23 protein-coding genes are annotated in these 19,891 nt (G+C 53.1%); 17 read left to right on the top strand and 6 right to left on the bottom strand.

What is annotated here, in order from left to right:
- Positions 1 to 156: 156 nt before the first annotated feature.
- A complete protein-coding gene (locus SD961_RS08945) occupies positions 157 to 285 on the bottom strand; it encodes a hypothetical protein (RefSeq protein WP_318790025.1) in 129 nt (42 codons plus the stop codon).
- 304 nt (positions 286 to 589) lie between these two features.
- On the opposite strand from SD961_RS08945, the gene SD961_RS08940 reads away from it, so the two are divergent.
- Together SD961_RS08940 and SD961_RS08935 are read left to right on the top strand one after the other, a co-directional pair.
- The gene (locus SD961_RS08940; protein WP_318790024.1) at positions 590 to 1,855 is read left to right on the top strand and encodes a DUF1479 domain-containing protein; all 1,266 of its coding nucleotides are present in this window, start codon (positions 590 to 592) and stop codon (positions 1,853 to 1,855) included.
- A 151-nt stretch (positions 1,856 to 2,006) separates the two neighbouring features.
- Positions 2,007 to 2,765, top strand: a complete 759-nt coding sequence (locus SD961_RS08935; RefSeq protein ID WP_318790167.1) for a DNA-binding transcriptional regulator YciT — start codon at positions 2,007 to 2,009, stop codon at positions 2,763 to 2,765.
- Between the two features lie 127 nt (positions 2,766 to 2,892).
- Here the strand turns inward: SD961_RS08935 and SD961_RS08930 are convergent, their stop codons facing one another.
- Together SD961_RS08930 and SD961_RS08925 are read right to left on the bottom strand one after the other, a co-directional pair.
- Entirely contained in the window at positions 2,893 to 3,147 is a 255-nt protein-coding gene (locus SD961_RS08930) for a hypothetical protein (RefSeq protein WP_318790023.1), read from the bottom strand.
- A gap of 135 nt (positions 3,148 to 3,282) precedes the next feature.
- Positions 3,283 to 3,534 (bottom strand): two-component-system connector protein YcgZ, encoded by a 252-nt coding sequence (locus SD961_RS08925; RefSeq protein ID WP_318790022.1) that lies wholly within the window; start codon positions 3,532 to 3,534, stop codon positions 3,283 to 3,285.
- 196 nt (positions 3,535 to 3,730) lie between these two features.
- On the opposite strand from SD961_RS08925, the gene SD961_RS08920 reads away from it, so the two are divergent.
- The 15 genes from SD961_RS08920 to crtB all read left to right on the top strand — a co-directional run bounded on the left by SD961_RS08920 (position 3,731) and on the right by crtB (position 17,588).
- Positions 3,731 to 4,228 (top strand): CinA family protein, encoded by a 498-nt coding sequence (locus tag SD961_RS08920; protein ID WP_318790021.1) that lies wholly within the window; start codon positions 3,731 to 3,733, stop codon positions 4,226 to 4,228.
- 152 nt (positions 4,229 to 4,380) lie between these two features.
- A complete protein-coding gene (locus tag SD961_RS08915; RefSeq protein WP_318790020.1) occupies positions 4,381 to 5,289 on the top strand; it encodes an SDR family oxidoreductase in 909 nt (302 codons plus the stop codon).
- Between the two features lie 198 nt (positions 5,290 to 5,487).
- Positions 5,488 to 6,681: a zinc-dependent alcohol dehydrogenase gene (locus SD961_RS08910; protein WP_318790019.1), complete on the top strand. Its 1,194-nt coding sequence runs from the start codon at positions 5,488 to 5,490 to the stop codon at positions 6,679 to 6,681.
- Positions 6,682 to 7,014: 333 nt separating this feature from the next.
- On the top strand, positions 7,015 to 7,179 hold the full coding sequence (locus tag SD961_RS08905) for a general stress protein (protein ID WP_318790018.1): 165 nt from the start codon (positions 7,015 to 7,017) through the stop codon (positions 7,177 to 7,179).
- Positions 7,180 to 7,574: 395 nt separating this feature from the next.
- Positions 7,575 to 8,051: a ferritin-like domain-containing protein gene (locus SD961_RS08900; RefSeq protein WP_318790017.1), complete on the top strand. Its 477-nt coding sequence runs from the start codon at positions 7,575 to 7,577 to the stop codon at positions 8,049 to 8,051.
- Between the two features lie 14 nt (positions 8,052 to 8,065).
- Positions 8,066 to 8,572 (top strand): ferritin-like domain-containing protein, encoded by a 507-nt coding sequence (locus tag SD961_RS08895; protein ID WP_318790016.1) that lies wholly within the window; start codon positions 8,066 to 8,068, stop codon positions 8,570 to 8,572.
- Positions 8,573 to 8,640: 68 nt separating this feature from the next.
- Positions 8,641 to 9,543 carry a manganese catalase family protein gene (locus SD961_RS08890; RefSeq protein WP_318790015.1) on the top strand — a complete coding sequence of 301 codons (903 nt, stop codon included), beginning with the start codon at positions 8,641 to 8,643 and terminating at the stop codon, positions 9,541 to 9,543.
- A gap of 54 nt (positions 9,544 to 9,597) precedes the next feature.
- Positions 9,598 to 9,864: a hypothetical protein gene (locus SD961_RS08885; protein ID WP_412916665.1), complete on the top strand. Its 267-nt coding sequence runs from the start codon at positions 9,598 to 9,600 to the stop codon at positions 9,862 to 9,864.
- 145 nt (positions 9,865 to 10,009) lie between these two features.
- Positions 10,010 to 10,564, top strand: coding sequence for a YtfJ family protein (locus tag SD961_RS08880; RefSeq protein WP_318790014.1), 555 nt, complete (start codon positions 10,010 to 10,012; stop codon positions 10,562 to 10,564).
- A gap of 181 nt (positions 10,565 to 10,745) precedes the next feature.
- Entirely contained in the window at positions 10,746 to 11,645 is a 900-nt protein-coding gene (locus SD961_RS08875; protein WP_318790013.1) for a polyprenyl synthetase family protein, read from the top strand.
- Between the two features lie 40 nt (positions 11,646 to 11,685).
- Positions 11,686 to 12,729, top strand: coding sequence for a type 2 isopentenyl-diphosphate Delta-isomerase (gene fni / locus SD961_RS08870; RefSeq protein ID WP_318790012.1), 1,044 nt, complete (start codon positions 11,686 to 11,688; stop codon positions 12,727 to 12,729).
- Positions 12,726 to 13,994, top strand: a complete 1,269-nt coding sequence (locus tag SD961_RS08865) for a glycosyltransferase (protein WP_318790011.1) — start codon at positions 12,726 to 12,728, stop codon at positions 13,992 to 13,994. The genes fni and SD961_RS08865 overlap by 4 nt, the downstream gene beginning before the upstream one ends.
- Complete coding sequence (gene crtY / locus SD961_RS08860) at positions 13,988 to 15,154, top strand: lycopene beta-cyclase CrtY (protein ID WP_318790010.1); 1,167 nt, start codon at positions 13,988 to 13,990, stop codon at positions 15,152 to 15,154. The genes SD961_RS08865 and crtY overlap by 7 nt, the downstream gene beginning before the upstream one ends.
- Positions 15,154 to 16,635 carry a phytoene desaturase gene (locus SD961_RS08855; protein WP_318790009.1) on the top strand — a complete coding sequence of 494 codons (1,482 nt, stop codon included), beginning with the start codon at positions 15,154 to 15,156 and terminating at the stop codon, positions 16,633 to 16,635. The genes crtY and SD961_RS08855 overlap by 1 nt, the downstream gene beginning before the upstream one ends.
- Entirely contained in the window at positions 16,632 to 17,588 is a 957-nt protein-coding gene (gene crtB / locus SD961_RS08850; RefSeq protein WP_318790008.1) for a 15-cis-phytoene synthase CrtB, read from the top strand. The genes SD961_RS08855 and crtB overlap by 4 nt, the downstream gene beginning before the upstream one ends.
- Here the strand turns inward: crtB and SD961_RS08845 are convergent.
- From SD961_RS08845 to SD961_RS08835, 3 genes are all read right to left on the bottom strand, one after another.
- Positions 17,542 to 18,060, bottom strand: a complete 519-nt coding sequence (locus SD961_RS08845) for a sterol desaturase family protein (RefSeq protein WP_318790007.1) — start codon at positions 18,058 to 18,060, stop codon at positions 17,542 to 17,544. The genes crtB and SD961_RS08845 overlap by 47 nt on opposite strands.
- Before the next feature lie 167 nt (positions 18,061 to 18,227).
- On the bottom strand, positions 18,228 to 19,124 hold the full coding sequence (locus SD961_RS08840) for a YsnF/AvaK domain-containing protein (RefSeq protein ID WP_318790006.1): 897 nt from the start codon (positions 19,122 to 19,124) through the stop codon (positions 18,228 to 18,230).
- 26 nt (positions 19,125 to 19,150) lie between these two features.
- On the bottom strand, positions 19,151 to 19,558 hold the full coding sequence (locus SD961_RS08835) for a YsnF/AvaK domain-containing protein (RefSeq protein ID WP_318790005.1): 408 nt from the start codon (positions 19,556 to 19,558) through the stop codon (positions 19,151 to 19,153).
- Positions 19,559 to 19,891: the final 333 nt, after the last annotated feature.

Here is a 19,891-nt window from a genome sequence, read left to right as displayed (position 1 = left end):
ATCTTTTAGCTGCTCAAATACATTTCACCAAAATTCAGGCACACCTTACAAAGAGCGCCCCGGTCAGCAACCGGCGGCCTGTCAGCGCCGGAATAAAGAGAGGAAAGGCAGTAAAGCCGCCTCAGGGCGACCCCGGATAATTTTTGCGCGTCAAAGTTAGCGGCACTGACCGGTAACGCTGTCGATGCCATTGGGACAGACGTCGCCAGAAGGCAGTAAGGTGGCTAAACCCGATGCGCAGCCTGACAGGATCAGACAGATGAACAACATCATGATGATTTTCATAAATACCTTTTTAAAAACGGAGTTCTGAGGGGCTGCCCAGGCGTGCTGGTAAGGTTGCACCCTTCCCCACCATCAGCATCTGAAGCCCACCAGACATTTATAAGGGGGATTGGCCATAAGATCCTCCTTTATCGCACTAATCAGCCCTTTTTAAGATCTGGTGGTCAATAAGACGCCATAAAAGCTCGCTTTGTGAGGGCGATCACGCCTGTATTGTTATTGCTTTGTTAAAGTCCCTGCGGGTTACGAATGAAAGTTAATAAATTTCGTTCGAAACAACGTTACTCAACCTGGAGGTGCGGTTATGGACGGTACATTTACTTCTGCGAAGCTGCCTGCGGATCATAAAGCGAATATTCGCCTGATGAAGCAGCAACTCCGTAAACAGATCGGTGATGTTGAAGGGCTGTTTCAGCAGGTTAAAGCTAAAGTTCAGCAGGCTATTGCTGACGCCAAAGCAGAGGAGGCAGCCAGGGGAACCGCGTGGCCTGTGATTCACTGGCGTGATATTGCCAGTAACAAGGTTTCTGCAGAGCAAATTGCCGCCATCCATCGCCGTGGCTGTTTAGTGGTACGGCAAAACTTTGACCGTCAGCAGGCGCTTAACTGGGATCGGTCGATGCTGGACTATCTGGATCTGAATGACTTTGACCAGCAGTACCGTGGGCCGGGTGACGCCTTTTTTGGCAGCCTTCAGGCGGCAAGACCGGAAATATTTCCTATTTACTGGTCAGCAGCGCAAATGGAAGCACGGCAGAGCGAAGAGATGGCGGTCACCCAATCTTTTCTGAACAGGCTGTGGAAGTTTGAAGCGGGCGGCATTCGCTGGTTTGATCCCGACAGCAATATTCTCTACCCGGACCGCATCCGCCGCCGCCCGCCGGGAACGACATCATCGGGCCTGGGGGCACATACGGATTCCGGCGCGCTTGAGCGCTGGCTTTTGCCGGAATATCAGAAAGTCTTCCGTAAAATTTTCACTAATCAGTTTGATGATTACGATCCCTGGGACGCTTCTTACCGGCCTGAGGTTAACGAATATGATGTGGATAACACCACCAAATGCTCGGCATTCAGAACCTTTCAGGGCTGGACAGCGCTCTCTGATATGGAGAGAGGACAGGGTCTGCTGCACGTTCTCCCCGTTCCGGAGGCGATGGCCTGGGTCCTTTTGCGACCGTTACTGAATGACGTGCCGGAAGATGAGCTTTGTGGCGTTGAGCCGGGCAAAGTTTTGCCAATTTCAGAAAAATGGCATCCCGAATTAATGGCTGGGTTATGTTCAATTCCCTCACTACAGGCGGGCGACTCCGTTTGGTGGCATTGTGATGTCATCCATGCGGTGGCACCGGTGAAAGATCAGCAAGGCTGGGGAAATGTGATGTATATTCCTGCGGCTCCGCGTTGCCCTAAAAACATCGCTTACGCCGCTAAGGTCGCGCAGGCTTTTGCCGATGGACGCTCTCCGGCGGATTTCCCCCGTGAAAATTATGAGCAGGCGTGGAAAAACCGCTTTATGCCCTCTGATCTTAATGCTATTGGCCGCAAAAGCTTAGGGCTGGAAAGTTAGCAGGCATCGCCCGGTGTGGTGGATACCGGCCGGGCAACCTGCCAGAGGTTCAGGTTTCCCAGTAAGCATATCCCTGGCGGGCAATCTGCCAGCGCATCGGGTTCTCTGATAAACTGAGCGGGTTATCCTCACAGGTCTTATTGCAGCAATGATGAACAGTCGCCATGAAAAGATAATTCAACTGGTTAACGAAAGAGGCAGCGTCAGCGTTAATGAACTCTCTCAGCTCACGGGCGTTTCCGAAGTCACCGTTCGTCAGGATCTCAACATCCTTGAACGCGGTGATTTTTTAAGGCGCGTGCATGGCTCTGCTGTGGCCCCGGAGAGTGATGACGTCAATTCACGGATGCGCACCCGCTACAAAATTAAGCAGGCATTAGCTGACTTTGCGGCGTCGCTCATTACCGAAGGCGAAGCGGTCTTTATTGAAGGCGGCAGCACTAATGCCCTTCTTGCCCGCACGCTTGCTTCCCGCAAAGATTTAACCATTATTACCGTCAGTCACGCTATCGCCCACCTGTTACGCGACTCAGAATGTGAAGTAATTATTCTGGGTGGCCAGTATCAAAAGAGCAGCGAGTCTGTGGTAGGGCCGCTGACGCGTTATTGCCTGCAGCAGCTGAATTTTCATAAAGCGTTTATCGGCGTGGATGGCTGGCATCAGGAGACCGGCTTTACCGGACGCAATATGCTGCGCTGTGATGTGGTGAATGCTGTGATGGCAAAAAGCACCCATACCGTTGCCCTGACAGACTCATCAAAATTTGGGGTGATCCACGCTTATCCCCTTTCACCAGAACATACTTTCGATCAGGTGATCACCGATGAGGGGCTGCCAGAAGCAAGCCGTGAAGCGCTGAAGCTTGAAAACATTCCTCTGACTTTGGTTCCGCTTAATGAACAGCAGTAAGCCTGCTTAAAGAGGGCAGAGAGAAGGATTTTACAAAAGAAGAGGACAGGAGGTCTGAGGCGCAGTGGACGACTTCGTTCACAACGCTATGTGGGAGGAAACTAATTACTGCGGATTTTGCTGTTGCTCAGTGAAGCGTATTATCGCCACCCTGCTTTTTCTTCACTTCATACTGTCGGTCGATCAAGGTGCTGTTTTTACGCACTTGCCGGACCGCCTCAAGACATGCCTTACGTCTGGGAATGTCAGATTCATTCGCCGCCATCTGCATCAATTGCTTGATCACGCTTTCGTTATTCAGGGGACGCTGATCGGCGAAAAGGGCAATCACTGCCTCGCCCAGTACGACATCCCTGAGCTGTCGGATCTCGTCATTACTCATACTTCTGTCTCAGAATAAAGATAAAAATGCCCCTGGGTAGTGGGGTCTTACTCAGCTGTTTATCAATTTCCTGCTGTCGACTCATACTGCTGAGGCCCGTAAATCAGCAGGAAATTGATCCCTCGCCTGGTCAGGTTATTTTTCACGACCAAACAGCAGGCTGATCAGTTCCTTGTGATGATTTTCCTGATCGGGAGTCGTGGATTCCGATAAACGCGCCAGTAATTTGGTGCAGATAGAAGGCCTGCTTACCGCCATTCCTCCCTGAAGAATTTCCATTACCACCTGGCCCAGCGTTTGCTCAAGAGAAAAGTACTCTCCTTCATTTACGCTGAAATCCCTGGCTGAATCAGAGCTGAGTTCCGCTTTTAACCTGTTGTGATGCATGGACGGATCCTTTTTATCAGATGAATTAGCACTTAAAAGGAATAGGAATTTTTTTGTACAGCTTCCAAAAACCTGTACAAAATATTAAAAAAAGCGCCAGAATTTTTAGCATTTTGTGCTATCTGGTTACCATTTTGTTACTTTTTAGACCTAGTTTTAGATCAGGCTTATTTTAGCGATAACATAAGGAGTCACAGTGGACACTGAACTGAAACAAGCAGCAGAAAAAGCAGGTGAACTTCTGCTTAAAGCAGAGTGCAAAGTTGCCACTGCAGAATCTTGTACAGCAGGATTAGTGGGCATGTCTCTGGGGGCCGCCGCGAACAGCGGTGACTATTTCACCAGCGGGTTTATTACTTATACCGATAACGCCAAACACAAGTTACTGGGGGTGAATAAAGAGACGCTGGCCATTCACACTGCCGTCAGCGAAGCCGTGGTCAGAGAGATGGTTAAAGGGGCGGTAGCGGTTTCCGGCGAAGCGGTCAGCCTGGCGGTGAGTGGCTACGCCGGACCGGATGGCGGCGATGACGGCACGCCTGCAGGCACTATCTGGTTCGCCTGGCACCTTCCCAACCAGCAGGTGCACGCTGAGGTGCGCCATTTTGACGGCGACCCGGAAAAGGTGGTCAGAGAAGCCGCCTTGTTCTCTCTGCAGATGCTCACTACGCTGCTGTCTGATACTTCGTCTTAACAGAATCCCAGTAAGTAATGCGCCTTTCGGTTATTTCATTTTCCCTTTCCTGAGCCTTACAGAGCGCCGGGAAAGGGATAAGAGATTTGCTAAATCCTGAAACTCTTTTCTATGCTTTATAAACCAAACAAACCGCACAGAAGGAGTGAACGATGAGCAGCAAGAATGGCATCCCAGCCTCACTGAATCAAACCGATGCAGATCGTTTCCCTGCACCGCCGTTTGAACATCAAATACAGCCTTTCCCGGGCCTTGCCTGTAAAATGATTCCGCGTCCCGATCATGGTGAAACCACCTATAAGGGAAGCGATCGCCTTGCAGGTCGAAAAGCGCTGATTACCGGGGGAGATTCTGGCATTGGCCGCGCAGCGGCTATTGCTTACGCTCGTGAAGGGGCCGACGTCGCGATAAATTACCTGCCTGCAGAAGAAGAGGACGCCCGCGAAGTGATTGAGCTTATTCGCGCGGCCGGGCGCAAAGCAGTGGCTATTCCGGGTGATATCAGGGAAGAAGCCTTTTGCCAGCAGCTGGTCAAACAGGCCGCAACGGAATTAGGCGGCCTTGATATCCTGGTGAACAATGCGGGCCGTCAGCAGTTCCGTGAGTCTATCCGCGACCTGACCACGGAAGATTTCGATGCCACCTTTAAAACCAACGTCTATGCCATGTTCTGGATAACCAAAGCGGCGCTGGAGTATCTGCCGCGCGGGGCATCAATTATCAATACCTCCTCCGTGCAGGCTTATCAGCCAAGCGACAATTTGCTGGATTATGCCCAGACAAAAGCAGCGATTGCGGCCTTCACCAAAGCACTGGCTAAACAGCTTGGTCCGGAGGGCATTCGGGTAAACGCGGTAGCGCCTGGCCCTTACTGGACGGCTCTTCAGATCTCCGGCGGCCAGCCACAGGAGAAAATTGAGAAGTTCGGGGGTTCTGCCCCGTTGGGCCGTCCGGGCCAACCGGCAGAAATTGCGCCGCTTTATGTCACGCTGGCCTCTACGGAAAGCAGCTACAGCTCCGGCCAGGTCTGGTGTTCTGATGGCGGCACCGGCACGCTTTAATACTCCCTTTCTGAGGCTCTCCGCAGAGAGCCTCAGGCGTAGCCGTAACGGTTACCTCTCCTTCCCCGCTGTTGCTGTTTGGGCAGGTGGTTCCTGGCAGTCACCTCCCGTGAGCGCCTCCCCCTACCCGCCGGAAGGTTTTTGTTGCCACAGAAAACCACTCTGCATGGTTTTTCCCCTTACTCTGGAGCATATCTAATGAAAGCCTTAACCTATCACGGCCCGCATAAAGTCAGCGTGGATACCATGCCTGACCCGACGATTGAAGCTTCTGACGACATTATTCTTCGGGTGACCGCTACGGCGATTTGTGGCTCTGACCTGCATCTCTATCGGGGCAAAATCCCCGGCACCGGGCATGGCGATATTTTCGGCCACGAATTTATGGGCGAAGTCGTCGAAACAGGCAGAGACGTTACCGCAGTGGCCAAAGGAGACCGGGTGGTGATCCCTTTTGTGATTGCCTGCGGCGACTGTTTTTTCTGCCACCTGCACCAGTATGCAGCCTGTGAAAACACCAATAGCGGTGGAGGAGCCACGCTCAACCGGAAAAGCATCACCCCACCCGCCGCGCTGTTTGGCTACAGCAAGCTCTATGGCGGGATACCGGGCGGCCAAGCTGAATACGTTCGGGTTCCCAAGGCCAATACCGGTCCGTTCAAAGTTCCCGATTCGCTACCGGATGAAAAAGTGCTGTTCCTCTCCGACATCCTGCCAACGGCCTGGCAGGCGGTGAAAAACGCAGAGGTTAAACAGGGTTCCAGCGTGGCAATTTATGGCGCAGGTCCGGTAGGATTGCTCAGTGCTGCCTGCGCACGGCTGGCCGGAGCAGAGCAGATATTCATGATCGATCACAATGATTACCGGCTCGCCTTTGCCCGTGAGCGCTACGGCATCATCCCCATTAATTTCGATGAGAATGATGATCCTGCGTCCTGGATTATCGACAATACCGCAGGCCATCGCGGCGTGGATGCTGTTATTGATGCTGTAGGGTTTGAGGCCAAAGGCAGCCTTACCGAAACGGTGTTAAGCAATCTGAAAATAGAAGGCAGCAGCGGCAAGGTGTTACGTCAGTGTATCGCTGCCGTACGTCGTGGCGGTATTGTCAGCGTACCTGGCGTTTATGCCGGTTTTATTCACGGCTTTATGTTCGGGGACGCCTTCGACAAAGGATTGACCTTTAAAATGGGGCAAACGCACGTTCACGCTTTCCTGCCGGAGCTGCTGACGCTGATTGAAAAAGGCCACCTGACGCCTGAAGAGATCGTCACACATCATCTTCCTCTTGAGGAAGCGGCGCGTGGTTATAAGATCTTTGAAAAGCGTGAAGAGGAGTGCCGTAAGGTCATCCTGGTGCCGGGAATGCATGCCAGTAACGCGACAGTCTGAGCCGCTAACAGGTACGGTTAAGGTGTTGGAGGCGGGAAAAAACCGGCGGTACGCCTCTGTTATTAACATCAGCTTACAAAGCCAGCGCAATATTATTTTCTGTCGGTATAAAGCGCCGTCAAACTTTAATAATTACTGTTCCGATAAATGCTCCGGTATCAAGGACTTCCTGCAAGGAGATAGCGAAACAGGAAAAAATTCGAATATCTCACTTGCAAGGTCGCCCACCTTTGCTAGATTTAATAACGCAAGACGTTCACTGGCTTTAGAAATATGAGATATTTTTTCTGAGGATATTTTCAGTGAGAACCTTAATCACGAAGAGGATTATTTATGACTCAGCATCGTGGCAATTCAGGTAACTTCGCAGAAGATCGTGAGAAAGCATCAGAAGCTGGCAAAAAAGGCGGACAGAGCAGCAGCGGCAACTTTAAAAATGACCGCGAAAAAGCGTCCGAAGCCGGTAAAAAAGGTGGGCAGAACAGCAAACGTAGCTAACCACCAGGGCGAGGGAACGCCTGTCGGGCGCAGGTAAACCCGAACGCAGCCCGCCATTACCTTCAGGGGAATGGCGGGTTTTGTTTTGTCCGGCCACTGGCAAGGGTGAAAGTAAAACAGTTAAACAATTATTTAACAATAACATCATCTCATCGCCTTATTAGATGTACAGCAGACGGCCTCGCTGTACAAACTTCCCCGGCGCATGACGGTAAACCTCTTTTGATTTCTGGTTGTTATGCGCCCCAAAATTATGACCAGGAATAATCCTAATATTATTTAAGCCTGAATAGTTTCCCCACACTCTATATTTAGCGTCTATCCTTTAGCTGTAGTCACCCATAGCGTAACGCTGGGCGTAAAAATATTAACTTTGTATTGTGATGGAGATCAAAATGACAATTAAAACTCTGGAAGACTTATTTATCCACGATTTATCAGACGTCTACAGCGCAGAAAAACAGATAACACGTGCTCTGCCTAAAATGGCACGCGCTGCTACTGATGAAAAACTGGTTGCTGCCTTCAAACAGCATCTTGAAGAAACCCAGGGCCAAATTGAACGCCTCGATCAGCTGGTTGAAATCACTGATGGCGTGAAGATTAAACGAATGAAATGCCACGCCCTGGAAGGCCTGGTGGAAGAGGCGCAGGAGATTATTGATTCTGTGGAAGCCGGTCCTGTGCGTGACGCAGGTCTGATTGGGGCGGCGCAGAAAGTAGAACACTACGAGATCGCCACCTACGGCACCCTGTATGCCATGGCTTCAAGGCTGGGCTACAAAGAGGCCGCCAATTTGCTGGCTGAGACGCTGAAAGAAGAGAAAGCGACGGATGAGAAGCTGACCATTATCGCTGAGAGCCAGGCTTAAGAGAGGAGTTCGCTATGACACACGAAGAGAACTATCTGATGTGGGTAAAAGATGCTCACGCAATGGAGAAACAGGCAGAAAGCATGCTCGAAAAGATGGCCTCACGCCTGGAGCATTATCCCGATCTGCGTTCCCGTATCGAGCAGCATATTGAAGAAACCCGTCAGCAGCAGACCCTGGTGCAATCGGTTATTGACCGCTATGACACCTCCAGCTCGACGCTGAAAGATACCATGGGCAAGGTAGCTGCCTTTGGCCAGGCGATGGGCGGCATGATGGCTGATGACGAAGTCGTTAAGGGTGCTATCAGCGGTTACGTCTTCGAGAATCTGGAAATTGCCAGTTATACCTCGCTGATTGCGGCGGCGGAGCTGGTGGGTGACCAGGAAGGCGCTCGTATTTTTGAACAGATCCGCGAACAGGAAGTGGCAATGGCCGACTGGTCACTGAAGCATCTTCCGGACGTTACGGAACAGTTTATGGTGCGTTCAGCCGCACCCGGTGTGGAAGCAAAAAAATAATCCGCAGCACCAGCGGACGGCCTGTCTTTGCGCAGGCCGATTTGTCGATTAAACAACCGGAGTGAGCCATGTTCAGACATGTAAAACAATTGCAGTATACCGTACGTGTTGCGGGTCCCAATCCGGGCCTTGCAAACCTTTTACTTGAGCAGTTTGGCGGACCTCAGGGTGAACTGGCAGCAGCCTGCCGTTATTTCACCCAGGGGCTGGGCGATGATGATCCAGGGCGTAAAGATATGCTGATGGATATCGCAACTGAAGAGCTGAGCCACCTTGAAATTATTGGTTCGCTGGTCGGAATGCTGAATAAAGGGGCAAAAGGCGATCTGGCGGAAGGCACCGAAGAAGAGGGTGAACTTTATCGTTCGATTAGCGGCAAAGGTAATGACAGTCACCTGACCCAGCTGCTTTACGGCGGTGGCCCACCGCTGACTAACTCAGCAGGTGTGCCATGGACAGCCGCCTACATTGATACCATTGGCGAAGTTACCGCTGACCTGCGCTCCAACATTGCTGCGGAAGCCCGCGCGAAAATTCTTTACGAGCGCCTGATCAATATGACGGACGATCCGGGTGTTAAAGATGCCCTGGGCTTCCTGATGACCCGTGAAGTAGCGCACCAGATGTCGTTTGAAAAAGCGCTCTACTCTATCCGTAACAATTTCCCACCGGGCAAATTGCCGCCGATTGAGCAGTATTCCAACGTCTATTACAACATGTCGGAAGGTGGAGAAGTTCGCGGTAGCTGGAACTCCGATGAAAACTTCAACTACGTGGCCAATCCTACACCGGCAGTGGATGGCGGCGATGGCAGCGCCAGCGTGATGCTGCCTGCAGAGCAGAAGGCTAATCTGGACAGTATGGCTACCCGTACCGCTTCCGATCCTTCTATCAATCCGGTAACAGGTTCCGACCTCGGCTCTGTCGCCCCGATTGAAAACAACGCTCAGTCTGATACCAAACCCAAGTAAGTACTACTTTGTCTAAAGGCGGCCAGTTCTGGCCGCCCTTTTCAGAGATTACGTATGTTAAAAATGATAAAAAACCTCTTCAACAGTCCTGAAAAGCTGCTGAGCGTTATGTCGCGTGGCGATATGCAGGAGGCTAAAGATGACAAGGACCGCATCCTGATCGATGAAGATGGCAATGCTGCCGTGAATCTTGAAAGCCCCGATGTCCATGAAGATTTTGCCCGCCATGTTTCCGCCCTGCAAAGGGTAGAAATTATCCCTCCCCTGTCAGGGCAGAAAAATCGCTCCAGCCCCCCAGGCGACAACAATTTATCGCAGTAAGATCGTGGCACTGCCGTTTATCTCCCTTTCTGTATGCAGTGCCAATAATATGCCCCAACCCCTCTCTCCCGTTGCAGTGACCTCAGCAAAACGTGACCGTTAGACTAAGGTTCTAAAGGATTAATAAATTTCAAAAGGGAATCCTATGCTTCGCCACCTCTGCCTGCTTCCGAGCCTCCTCTTTTTCCCCTTTATCGCTTCCGCCAGCACCTTTGTTATGGGTCAGCATCTCCCTCTGGCTGTCATTATTGATGATGGCGTGATCCACTACTCAGGCGGAGAGTTCAGTTATCAGCCCTGGAACAGTGCGACATTAACCGGAAAAGTACGGGTGGTGCTGCATCTGGCAGGCCGCCTCTCTGCCAAAGAGGAGAATGCGTCGCTAACGGAGAAGTTACAGGCGGCAAATTTGCCCAGGGAACGCTTTCAAACCACGCTTATCGTAAATACTCAGGACGCTATTCCCGGCAGCGCTCTGTTCGTTCGTGCCAGCCTGAAATCCAGTAAAAAGCAGTCGCCATGGTCACAGTTTATTATTGATAACTCAGGCGAAGCACGACGCACATGGCAGTTGAAGGAAGGGGGATCGGCGGTGGTAGTTTTAGATAAATCGGGGAATATTCGCTTTTATAAAGAGGGCGCCTTATCCCCTCTGGAAGTGAACCACGTCATCTCTTTGCTCAGCACCTTATTATCCTGACGTCTCTGCTTCTTTCCCTCCAACTGGCATTGAATCGTTCCTGTGTGCTTTTTTTTGCCATGGAATCAGTACAGAAGCGCAATAGTATTCTAGCCTTATCACTGAGCAACATACTTTTTCCTGATATGGCCAGAAATTTAGCACCGGCTTTAACCCTTTTTTGATGCTAATAAGAGTGACCATGAGCTTAACCGCAGAAAAATCTTTTTATTCTGACAGCGAACTGCTGGCAATGCGTGAGGCAGTTAACCTTCGCCTTGATTGCCTGTTGCCCTTATCGGGGGATCGCGTCAGCGCTGCCATGCGTGAAGGCACCTTAACACCCGGCAAGCGCATTCGTCCCCTGCTTCTGCTGCTAATGGCTCGCGATATGGGTTGCGAACGGGCGCACGCAGGGCTTCTGGATCTCGCCTGCTCCGTGGAGATGATCCACGCTGCCTCGCTGATGCTGGATGATATTCCCTGCATGGATAACGCCAGGACGCGCCGTGGCCGACAGACTATTCATCTGCAGTTCGGCCAGGATGTGGCCATTCTGGCTGCCGTGGCGCTGCTCACTAAAGCCTTTGGCACGGTGGCCTCAGCTGAAGGGCTTTCTGCCGGATGCAGGGCTGAGGCGGTGGCGGAGCTTTCAGCCGCAGTGGGTCTTCAGGGGCTGGTACAGGGGCAATATCAGGATCTGAGCGAGGGCGCGACCCAGCGTTCCGGGGAGGCGATAACGCGCACCAATGACCTCAAAACCAGCGTGCTTTTTGAAGCTTCGCTACAACTGGCCGCTCTGGCTGCCGACGCCTCGCCTGCCGTCTCACAGCAGCTGCGTCACATCGCCCGCGAACTGGGCCAGGCCTTCCAGCTGCTTGACGATCTCTCCGACTGCCATGACGGCACGGGTAAAGATATTAATCAGGATGCGGGCAAATCCACGCTGGTCGCTTTGCTGGGGGTGGACGAAGTTCATCAGCGTTTGCGAAGGCATCTTGAGAATGCCGACCACTATTTTGACGGCGTTTGTCATCACGGTCAGGCAACCCGGCACTTCATGCACAGCTGGTTTAACCAGCAGCTGGCCGCGTTCCGTTAATGCCAGCCAGACCCTACAGGATTTTTTCACCGGAGAGTCAATGAAGAACGCGGAACTGATCCAGCGAAAAAATGATCACCTGGATATCGTATTAAATCCCGCGCAAGCGGTCAGTCAGATTGCCACGGGATTTGCGCAGTGGCGCTTTTCACACTGTGCGCTGCCGGAGCTAGATTTCAACGCTATCGATATCAGCACCTCACTGTTCGGAAAATCTCTTAAGGCGCCGCTGATGATCAGCTCCATGACCGGAGGCGCCCGGCGTGCGCAGGCGATCAATCTGCATCTCGCTGCCACTGCTCAGGCACTGGGCCTGGCGATGGGCGTGGGATCGCAGCGTGTCGCCCTGGAGAGTAAAGAGGATTATGGCCTCAACAAAAAACTGCGCGCTGTCGCTCCCGATATTCCTTTGCTGGCGAATCTGGGTGCGGCACAAATCACCGGCCCCCACGGCTATGATTATGCTCGCCGGGCAGTAGAGATGATTGATGCGGATGCGCTGATTGTGCATCTCAACCCTCTTCAGGAAGTGCTGCAAACTGATGGCGACCGCGACTGGCGCGGGATACTGGCTGCCCTTAGCCAACTGGTAAACAAGCTGGCCGTTCCGGTTGTCGTCAAGGAGGTGGGCGCAGGCATTTCACCCGCCGTAGCGCTACGGCTTGCTGAAGCAGGCGTGGCAATGATTGATGTGGCGGGCGCGGGCGGCACCAGCTGGGCGGCGGTGGAGGGAGAGCGCGCGCGGGACCCTCGCCAGCGTGCCGTTGCCATGGCCTTTACCAACTGGGGGATCCCCACTTCTCAGGCGCTAATTGGCGTAAGAAAAGCGCTGCCAAAGATGCCCGTTGTGGCATCCGGCGGCATTCGCGACGGTATTGATATCGCCAAAGCCCTGCGTCTCGGTGCCGATTTTGCTGGTGTGGCAGCGGCGATATTACCCAGCGCTACCCTCTCCAGCGAGGCGCTGAATGAGGCTTTCCTCACGCTTATCGATCAGCTTAAAACGGTCTGTTTTTGCACCGGCAGCGCCGATCTGCAAGCGTTGCGTCAGGCAGAGATCTTCTACACGGCAGGCGACTTATGAGTCACTATGCCGTGATCTCTCCCCCTTTCTACAGCCATCTTCATGCGCTGGAGGCGCTGGCACAGGAATTAATGCTGCATGGCCACAAGGTGACTTTTATCCAGCAGGCTGGAACCATGCCCTGGTTAGGAGAGAAAGGCCCTGATCTCTATACGCTTAAAGCCGATCCCCGGCCTGAAAAGACGCTCGCCCGCACGCTGCATCTGGCCTCTCATCCGGGCGGCATGGCGGTACTGACGCTGATTGCCGATATGGCCCGCCATACGGATATGCTGTGCGAAGTGCTGCCTGGAGTGCTGAATGAGCTTGCCGTAGATGGCTTAATAGTCGATCAAATGGAGCCAGCGGGAGGCCTGGTGGCGGAAGCTCTGGGCCTGCCTTTTGTCTCCGTTGCCTGCGCGTTACCGGTTAACCGGGAGTCGGGCCTGCCGCTACCTGTGATGCCGTTTAACTACGCCACCAGCAGCAGAAGCCAGAAAATCTATCACTCCAGCCAGCGCGTTTATGACTGGATGATGCGTAGTCATAATAACGTTATCAATCGTCAGGCCCGCCGTTTTGGCCTGCCTTCGCGTGAAGGATTACATGAGTGCCTCTCTCCGCTGGCGCAAATCAGCCAGACCATTCCGGCGCTCGATTTTCCCCGTAAGGCACCGCCAGAGAACTTCTATGCCGTTGGCCCGTTGCGCCAAAAAGTTACGGCTACCGCCAGCCAGTTCTGGCCCGCCTCTCCGGAACGCCCTTTTGTCTTTGCCTCACTCGGTACGCTACAGGGACACCGGTTCAGGCTGTTCAAAACTATCGCTAAAGCGTGCCGCAGCCTGGATACCCAACTGCTGATTGCTCATTGCGGAGGACTGAACAGCGCCCAAAGCGAACAGCTGCAACAGGCTGGGGCAACCTGGGTAACCGACTTTGCCGATCAACCCGCCGTGCTGAAGCAGGCGCAGGCGGTGATCACCCACGGCGGGCTGAATACGGTGGCCGATGCGGTCAGCACCCAAACGCCGATTATCACGGTTCCGCTGGCGTTCGATCAGCCCGGCGTGGCCGCTCGTGTGGCCTGGAGCGGCATTGGCCGCCGGGTTTCCCGCTTTTGTACCAGCGAAACGCTGGCGGACAATCTGCGTACAGTGCTGGGCGATGAAAGTTATCAGCAGCGATTATCGGCTATGCAACAGCAGCTTGCTGCTGCTGGCGGCGTCACCAGAGCCGCTGAGATCGCCAGTCAGGCGCTCAGCCCGGCCACTGAGGCTATATGTTGAAAAAATGGGACCTTATTCTCGCCGGTGGTGGACTGGCAAACGGGCTTATCGCCTGGCGCCTGCTGCAGCGTCAGCCGGCGTTATCCATTCTGATGCTGGAGGCGGGCCAGCAGGCAGGCGGTAATCATACCTGGTCATTTCATCAGAGCGATCTCACACCCGATCAGCTTGAGTGGCTGCTGCCGCTGGTCGCCCATCGCTGGGAGGGCTACGAGGTAGCTTTTCCTGACCTTAATCGCACTTTGTCTGGGGGATATCTTAGTCTCACCTCGGACCATTTTGCCGCAATGATGAGCCAGGCGCTGGGTGAAAATCTTCGCCTTAACAGCCAGATTGTAGACCTTTCACCCGGACACGTTGAGCTGGACGACGGGCAGATTTTTTATGCCCGCACGGTAATTGATGGACGTGGCTACCAGCCTAATCCTGCCATGCAGATTGGCTATCAGTCCTTTCTGGGCCAGCAGTGGCAGCTTACGCAGCCGCATGGTCTGAAGCGCCCTATCCTGATGGATGCCACAGTGGACCAGCTCAACGGCTACCGGTTTGTTTACACCCTGCCGCTGACGCCCGACACGTTACTGATTGAGGATACGCACTACATCGACAGTAAAGCGTTTGATGTTGATGAAGGGCGGAAGCGCATTCAGCACTATGCCACTGAAAAAGGGTGGGAACTGCAAACGTTACAGCGTGAAGAGCAGGGGAACCTGCCGATTACGCTGGCCGGTAAGCCGGAGAGCATCTGGCAACAGGAACCTCAGCAGCCATGCAGCGGTCTGCGCGCCCTGCTTTTCCATCCCACCACCGGCTATTCGCTGCCGCTGGCCGTAGCGCTGGCAGATCTGATCGCCAGCCAGCCGGTGCTGGAAAGCGGAACGCTGTATGAGACGATCAAAACCTTTTCGCTGCGGCAGTGGCAGCAGCAGCGCTTTTTCCGCCTGTTGAACCGTATGCTTTTTCTGGCCGGTTCACCGGCACGACGCTGGCAGGTGATGCAGCGTTTTTATGGACTTGATCAGGGGTTGATTGCCCGCTTTTATGCGGGAAAACCCACCTGCTTTGATATGGCCCGCGTGCTCACGGGAAAACCACCGGTTCCGGTTGGTGAAGCGTTGAGCGCCGTGCTGAAGAAAACACCCCGTTTGCGAGCTTTTTAATGAACAAAACGATTGTTATGGGCGCCGGATTTGGCGGACTGGCTTTGGCCATCCGCTTACAGGCAGCCGGCATTCCCACTCTGTTGCTGGAAGCAAGGGATAAGCCTGGCGGGCGCGCTTACGTTTATCAGGATCAGGGCTTCACTTTTGACGCCGGTCCCACGGTGATAACTGACCCGACGGCCATTGAAGAGCTGTTCAGCCTGCGCGGGAAACAGCTCGCTGACTATGTTGAGCTGATGCCGGTCACGCCGTTTTACCGGCTGTGCTGGGAGTCAGGCAAAGTGCTGGACTATGATAATGACCAGGCGAAACTTGAAGCGCAGATCGACCGCTTCAACCCCGCTGACGTGGAAGGCTACCGGCGTTTCCTGAGCTATTCGCAGGCGGTGTTCAGAGAGGGTTACCTTAAACTTGGCACGGTACCCTTTCTCTCTTTCCGCGATATGATCAAAGCTGGCCCACAGCTGGCCCGCCTGCAGGCGTGGCGCAGCGTCTACAGCATGGTGGCTTCCTTTATTGAAGAAGAACACCTGCGTCAGGCCTTTTCTTTCCATTCGCTGCTGGTGGGCGGCAATCCGTTTGCCACTTCTGCAATCTATACGCTTATCCATGCGCTGGAGCGTGAATGGGGCGTCTGGTTTCCGCGTGGCGGCACCGGCGCGCTGGTGCAGGGCATGGTAAAACTGTTTGAGGAGATGGGCGGCGAAATTGAGCTTAACGCCCGAGTTGCCCGGCTTGAAGCCAGCGGGAATAAAATCACCGGCGTAGCGCTTGCCGATGGTCGTACCCTACCCGCCGCTGCCGTGGCTTCAAATGCTGACGTGGTCAATACCTATGCAAAACTACTTGGTCATACCCCACAAGGGAAAAGCCGGGCCGGTGCGCTAAAACGTAAGCGGATGAGCAACTCGCTGTTTGTGCTCTACTTCGGCCTTAATCACGCGCATACCCAGCTGGCGCATCACACGGTCTGCTTCGGCGCACGCTACAAAGAGCTGATTAGCGATATTTTTAACAGCGATATGCTCTCTGAGGATTTCTCACTCTACCTTCATGCGCCCTGCGTAACGGACCCCTCACTTGCTCCTCCGGGCTGCGGAAGCTACTACGTGCTGGCGCCGGTACCGCATCTTGGTACGGCAGACATTGACTGGGAAGTGGAAGGCCCGCGCCTGCGTGACCGTATTTTTGCCTATCTTGAAGAGCGCTATATGCCTGGCCTGCGGTCGCAGCTGGTCACCCAGCGCATGTTTACGCCTTTCGACTTCCGTGATGAGCTGGATGCTCATCACGGCTCGGCGTTTTCGATAGAACCTATCCTGACGCAGAGTGCCTGGTTCCGTCCGCACAACCGTGACAGCCACTTCGACAATCTCTATCTGGTTGGGGCGGGCACGCATCCCGGCGCGGGCGTACCCGGCGTGATTGGCTCAGCGAAGGCGACGGCCAGTCTGATGCTGGAGGATGCAGCCCGATGAATCAGCCGTTAATGACCCATGCCACGGCAACCATCGAGGCAGGTTCCAAAAGTTTCGCCACTGCGGCAAAGCTGTTTGATGCACAAACCCGTCGCAGCGCGCTGATGCTCTACGCCTGGTGCCGTCATTGCGACGATGTGATCGACGGTCAGGCGTTAGGATTTGCAGCGCCAGTGACCCTGCCAGCGCAGCATTTTCCAGCTCCGGCCTCCGTTACCACGCCGGAGTTACGCCTGGAAGAACTGCGTCAGCAGACCGCGCAGGCTTTTGCCGGCGCCCCGATGAGTGAGCCAGCCTTTGCCGCTTTTCAGGAAGTCGCGCTGGCACAGGAAATTCCGGCGCGACTGGCTTTTGATCATCTTGAAGGCTATGCCATGGACGTGCGGGAAGAGACCTACCTCACCTTCGACGACACCCTGCGCTACTGTTATCACGTGGCGGGCGTGGTCGGTCTGATGATGGCGCAGGTGATGGGCGTACGTGATGAGGCGGTGCTGGATCGTGCCTGCGATCTGGGGCTGGCGTTTCAGTTAACCAATATTGCCAGGGATATTGTGGAGGATGCCCATGTTGGGCGCTGCTATGTTCCGCTGGCGTGGCTGGCAGAAGAAAACCTGACGCTGGAAAACTACGTTGATCCCTCCCAGCGCAGCGCCCTGGCCCGTGTGGCGCAGCGGCTGATTAGAGAAGCGGAACCCTATTATCACTCTGCGCAGGCGGGCCTGCACGGACTTCCGCTGCGTTCAGCCTGGGCGATTGCTACCGCGCGAGGCGTTTACCGGGAAATTGGGGTGAAAGTCAGAAACGCCGGAACGGCAGCCTGGCAGCAGCGCCAGGGTACCAGCAAAGCGGAAAAAATCGGCTTGCTGATTGCTGGCGCAGGTCAGGCTATGGCTTCGCGCAGGGCTAAAGCTTCTTCTCGTCCTGCGAATTTGTGGCAGCGTCCTCGTTAAGCGGTTTGGCATGCCGCTGTCGAAGCGCCTGCTGGAGCTTCGACAGCGGCGGCGCATAGAGAAAACCAAAAGAGACGCAGTCCTCTTTGCCCCGCACGGCATGATGCAACCGGTGTGCCATATATAACCTTTTCAGGTAGCCCTTGCGGGGAATATAACGGAAGGGCCAACGCTGATGAACCAGCCCATCGTGCACAATAAAATAGAGCGCGCCATAGGCCGTCATGCCTGCGCCAATCCACTGCAAAGGCCAGTAACCGATGCTGCCCAGCCAGATGAGTACCACAGCCAACACCGCGAAGACCACGGCATAGAGATCGTTCAGCTCCAGCCCGCCTTCATGTGGTTTATGGTGTGAGTGATGCCAGCCCCATCCCCAGCCGTGCATGATGTATTTGTGAGAAACGGCAGCGACAATCTCCATAATGATAATGGTGACGACGACAATCAAAATGTTGCACAGCAGAAGCATAATTCTCTCGCGGATATTTCACATGCCTAAAGCGTAATGCATTCATCTGCACCTGACAGGATTACTGGCAATAAAGCGCAAAAAAAAGCGCCGTTTGCACGGCGCCTCTTACTGTTTACGTTGCTGAGAACTAAATTTGAGCATTAGCCTCATTCATTACGTACAGATCAGAACTTCTCTTTTCCGGTTACATCATCTGTCAGGCGATTTTCACCAGCGCGTTCAACTTCCACTTCCTGACGACGCACACTGTCTTTAACCGTCTCCACGCGGGTCGTTTCTTCACCACGCAGGCCAACTTCTTCTTTAACCCGGGCGGTTTTCGCCACGGTTGGCACTTCGTGAGACTCTTCCACAACTACCGTTTTGTCAGACCAGTCCACATCATTCAGGTAGGCTGGCTCATCAACAGCTCTGCGGAAAACTTCAGCGTGCTGCTCGTAGAGGGAAACATCTTCAGCTACTTCATCTTCAACCGTATAACGACGCAGTTTCACTGCGCCATCGCTTACCTGACGTTTACCGACTTCGATATTCTCTTCCGCCAGTTTTAAGCCATCACGCTCAGCATCGACACCGGTCAGGGAGTTACTACCGGTAGCAAAAGCATTGCCGGTAGCAGACAGGTTACTGGTGCCTGTTAATGTATCATTTTTCGATGCCAGGCTACCTGTAGGGGAACCCAGACGATCGTCAGTCTCGCCAGCAAACTCGCCACCACTCAGCGGCCCACGGTCATTTTCAGTAGAGGCATAATCTGCTGCGAAAGCTGAAAGCTCATCTTCAATGTGGCTGGCCTGATCTTTAGGCGCTCTTACGGTCAGCAGCACGCCGCCTGCCTGCATCGCTTTGCTATATTCGGCTGCATTATTATCATCTACGTCATCACCGAACAGTCGCTGCCAGAAGCTTGGGTGGCGGATCTCTTTCCCTTCCACCTTCAGGCGCTCACCTGAAATAATATCGATATTCTTTTCTGCAATACCTTCGACGATCAATCTTTGTTTGGCCGATTCTGCCTGCTGAATCTGGTTGAATGCGGTTACGATTTTTTCGTGTGCCATAAAATAGATCCTCGTAGTTTGGTTAATCAGTTTTCGTCTTTGATGATAGTGACTTCCTGATGCCGCAGAGTAACATTCTGCGTATATTTTTCCGATGTAGTGTTTTTAAGGATGTGTATTTCTTCCTTAAGAACTTTCCGACGAACAATTTCAACTTCTTCTTCAATAACAGGAATAATCAGCAGGTCTCCTTCCTGACGCATTTGCGGAATTTCATCATCGGCTAACCTCTTATTAAAAGGTATATGCGTGATATGAACTTCTTCCTGCATCAGTTCAGAGGCCAGCGCCTCCTGCCGGGTGTGAGTAGTGCGGCTTACCTGAATTTTAGCATCCACATGGCGGTGCTTGATAATTTCCGCCTGCTCTTCAGCTAAGGGTAACGTCTCACTGTAATCAGACTGTTCGGCCAATGGCTTTTCACTCTTTCCCATATATAGAAACTCCTTCAGAGAAAATTTTAATCTGCCAGTGGTTGAGCATCCTTCTTACTACCTGCACTACACACTTCGCTTTCACCCTTACAATGGTAGACGAGCTAAAAAATAATATTGTGATTTGGTGATGTAGAAATGTAACAACAATTTAATGAGGATATTATCTTAATGTGGGATAACGAATAATTATCCTCCTCTGTAATTAATTTGAACAAATCCCTTTTCTTATTGTCATGAGAAAATCATCCCGCATGATATCAGCGGATATGAGTAATCCAGATAAATGATAAAATTGCTGGCGCGGCTAATGGTTGCGACCATAATTATTAT

Source organism: Erwinia sp. MMLR14_017 (genome assembly GCF_033657285.1).
Lineage (GTDB): Bacteria > Pseudomonadota > Gammaproteobacteria > Enterobacterales > Enterobacteriaceae > Erwinia.
This window is presented reverse-complemented; position numbering and strand designations above follow the sequence as displayed.

What these genes read in the sequence shown, in the direction of transcription:
- SD961_RS08945 (WP_318790025.1), bottom strand. Translation starts at nt 285, where the DNA reads ATGAAAATCATCATGATGTTGTTCATCTGTCTGATCCTGTCAGGCTGC.
- SD961_RS08940 (WP_318790024.1), top strand. Translation starts at nt 590, where the DNA reads ATGGACGGTACATTTACTTCTGCGAAGCTGCCTGCGGATCATAAAGCG.
- SD961_RS08935 (WP_318790167.1), top strand. Translation starts at nt 2,007, where the DNA reads ATGAACAGTCGCCATGAAAAGATAATTCAACTGGTTAACGAAAGAGGC.
- SD961_RS08930 (WP_318790023.1), bottom strand. Translation starts at nt 3,147, where the DNA reads ATGAGTAATGACGAGATCCGACAGCTCAGGGATGTCGTACTGGGCGAG.
- SD961_RS08925 (WP_318790022.1), bottom strand. Translation starts at nt 3,534, where the DNA reads ATGCATCACAACAGGTTAAAAGCGGAACTCAGCTCTGATTCAGCCAGG.
- SD961_RS08915 (WP_318790020.1), top strand. Translation starts at nt 4,381, where the DNA reads ATGAGCAGCAAGAATGGCATCCCAGCCTCACTGAATCAAACCGATGCA.
- SD961_RS08910 (WP_318790019.1), top strand. Translation starts at nt 5,488, where the DNA reads ATGAAAGCCTTAACCTATCACGGCCCGCATAAAGTCAGCGTGGATACC.
- SD961_RS08905 (WP_318790018.1), top strand. Translation starts at nt 7,015, where the DNA reads ATGACTCAGCATCGTGGCAATTCAGGTAACTTCGCAGAAGATCGTGAG.
- SD961_RS08900 (WP_318790017.1), top strand. Translation starts at nt 7,575, where the DNA reads ATGACAATTAAAACTCTGGAAGACTTATTTATCCACGATTTATCAGAC.
- SD961_RS08895 (WP_318790016.1), top strand. Translation starts at nt 8,066, where the DNA reads ATGACACACGAAGAGAACTATCTGATGTGGGTAAAAGATGCTCACGCA.
- SD961_RS08890 (WP_318790015.1), top strand. Translation starts at nt 8,641, where the DNA reads ATGTTCAGACATGTAAAACAATTGCAGTATACCGTACGTGTTGCGGGT.
- SD961_RS08885 (WP_412916665.1), top strand. Translation starts at nt 9,598, where the DNA reads ATGTTAAAAATGATAAAAAACCTCTTCAACAGTCCTGAAAAGCTGCTG.
- SD961_RS08880 (WP_318790014.1), top strand. Translation starts at nt 10,010, where the DNA reads ATGCTTCGCCACCTCTGCCTGCTTCCGAGCCTCCTCTTTTTCCCCTTT.
- SD961_RS08875 (WP_318790013.1), top strand. Translation starts at nt 10,746, where the DNA reads ATGAGCTTAACCGCAGAAAAATCTTTTTATTCTGACAGCGAACTGCTG.
- fni (WP_318790012.1), top strand. Translation starts at nt 11,686, where the DNA reads ATGAAGAACGCGGAACTGATCCAGCGAAAAAATGATCACCTGGATATC.
- SD961_RS08865 (WP_318790011.1), top strand. Translation starts at nt 12,726, where the DNA reads ATGAGTCACTATGCCGTGATCTCTCCCCCTTTCTACAGCCATCTTCAT.
- crtY (WP_318790010.1), top strand. Translation starts at nt 13,988, where the DNA reads ATGTTGAAAAAATGGGACCTTATTCTCGCCGGTGGTGGACTGGCAAAC.
- SD961_RS08855 (WP_318790009.1), top strand. Translation starts at nt 15,154, where the DNA reads ATGAACAAAACGATTGTTATGGGCGCCGGATTTGGCGGACTGGCTTTG.
- crtB (WP_318790008.1), top strand. Translation starts at nt 16,632, where the DNA reads ATGAATCAGCCGTTAATGACCCATGCCACGGCAACCATCGAGGCAGGT.
- SD961_RS08845 (WP_318790007.1), bottom strand. Translation starts at nt 18,060, where the DNA reads ATGCTTCTGCTGTGCAACATTTTGATTGTCGTCGTCACCATTATCATT.
- SD961_RS08840 (WP_318790006.1), bottom strand. Translation starts at nt 19,124, where the DNA reads ATGGCACACGAAAAAATCGTAACCGCATTCAACCAGATTCAGCAGGCA.
- SD961_RS08835 (WP_318790005.1), bottom strand. Translation starts at nt 19,558, where the DNA reads ATGGGAAAGAGTGAAAAGCCATTGGCCGAACAGTCTGATTACAGTGAG.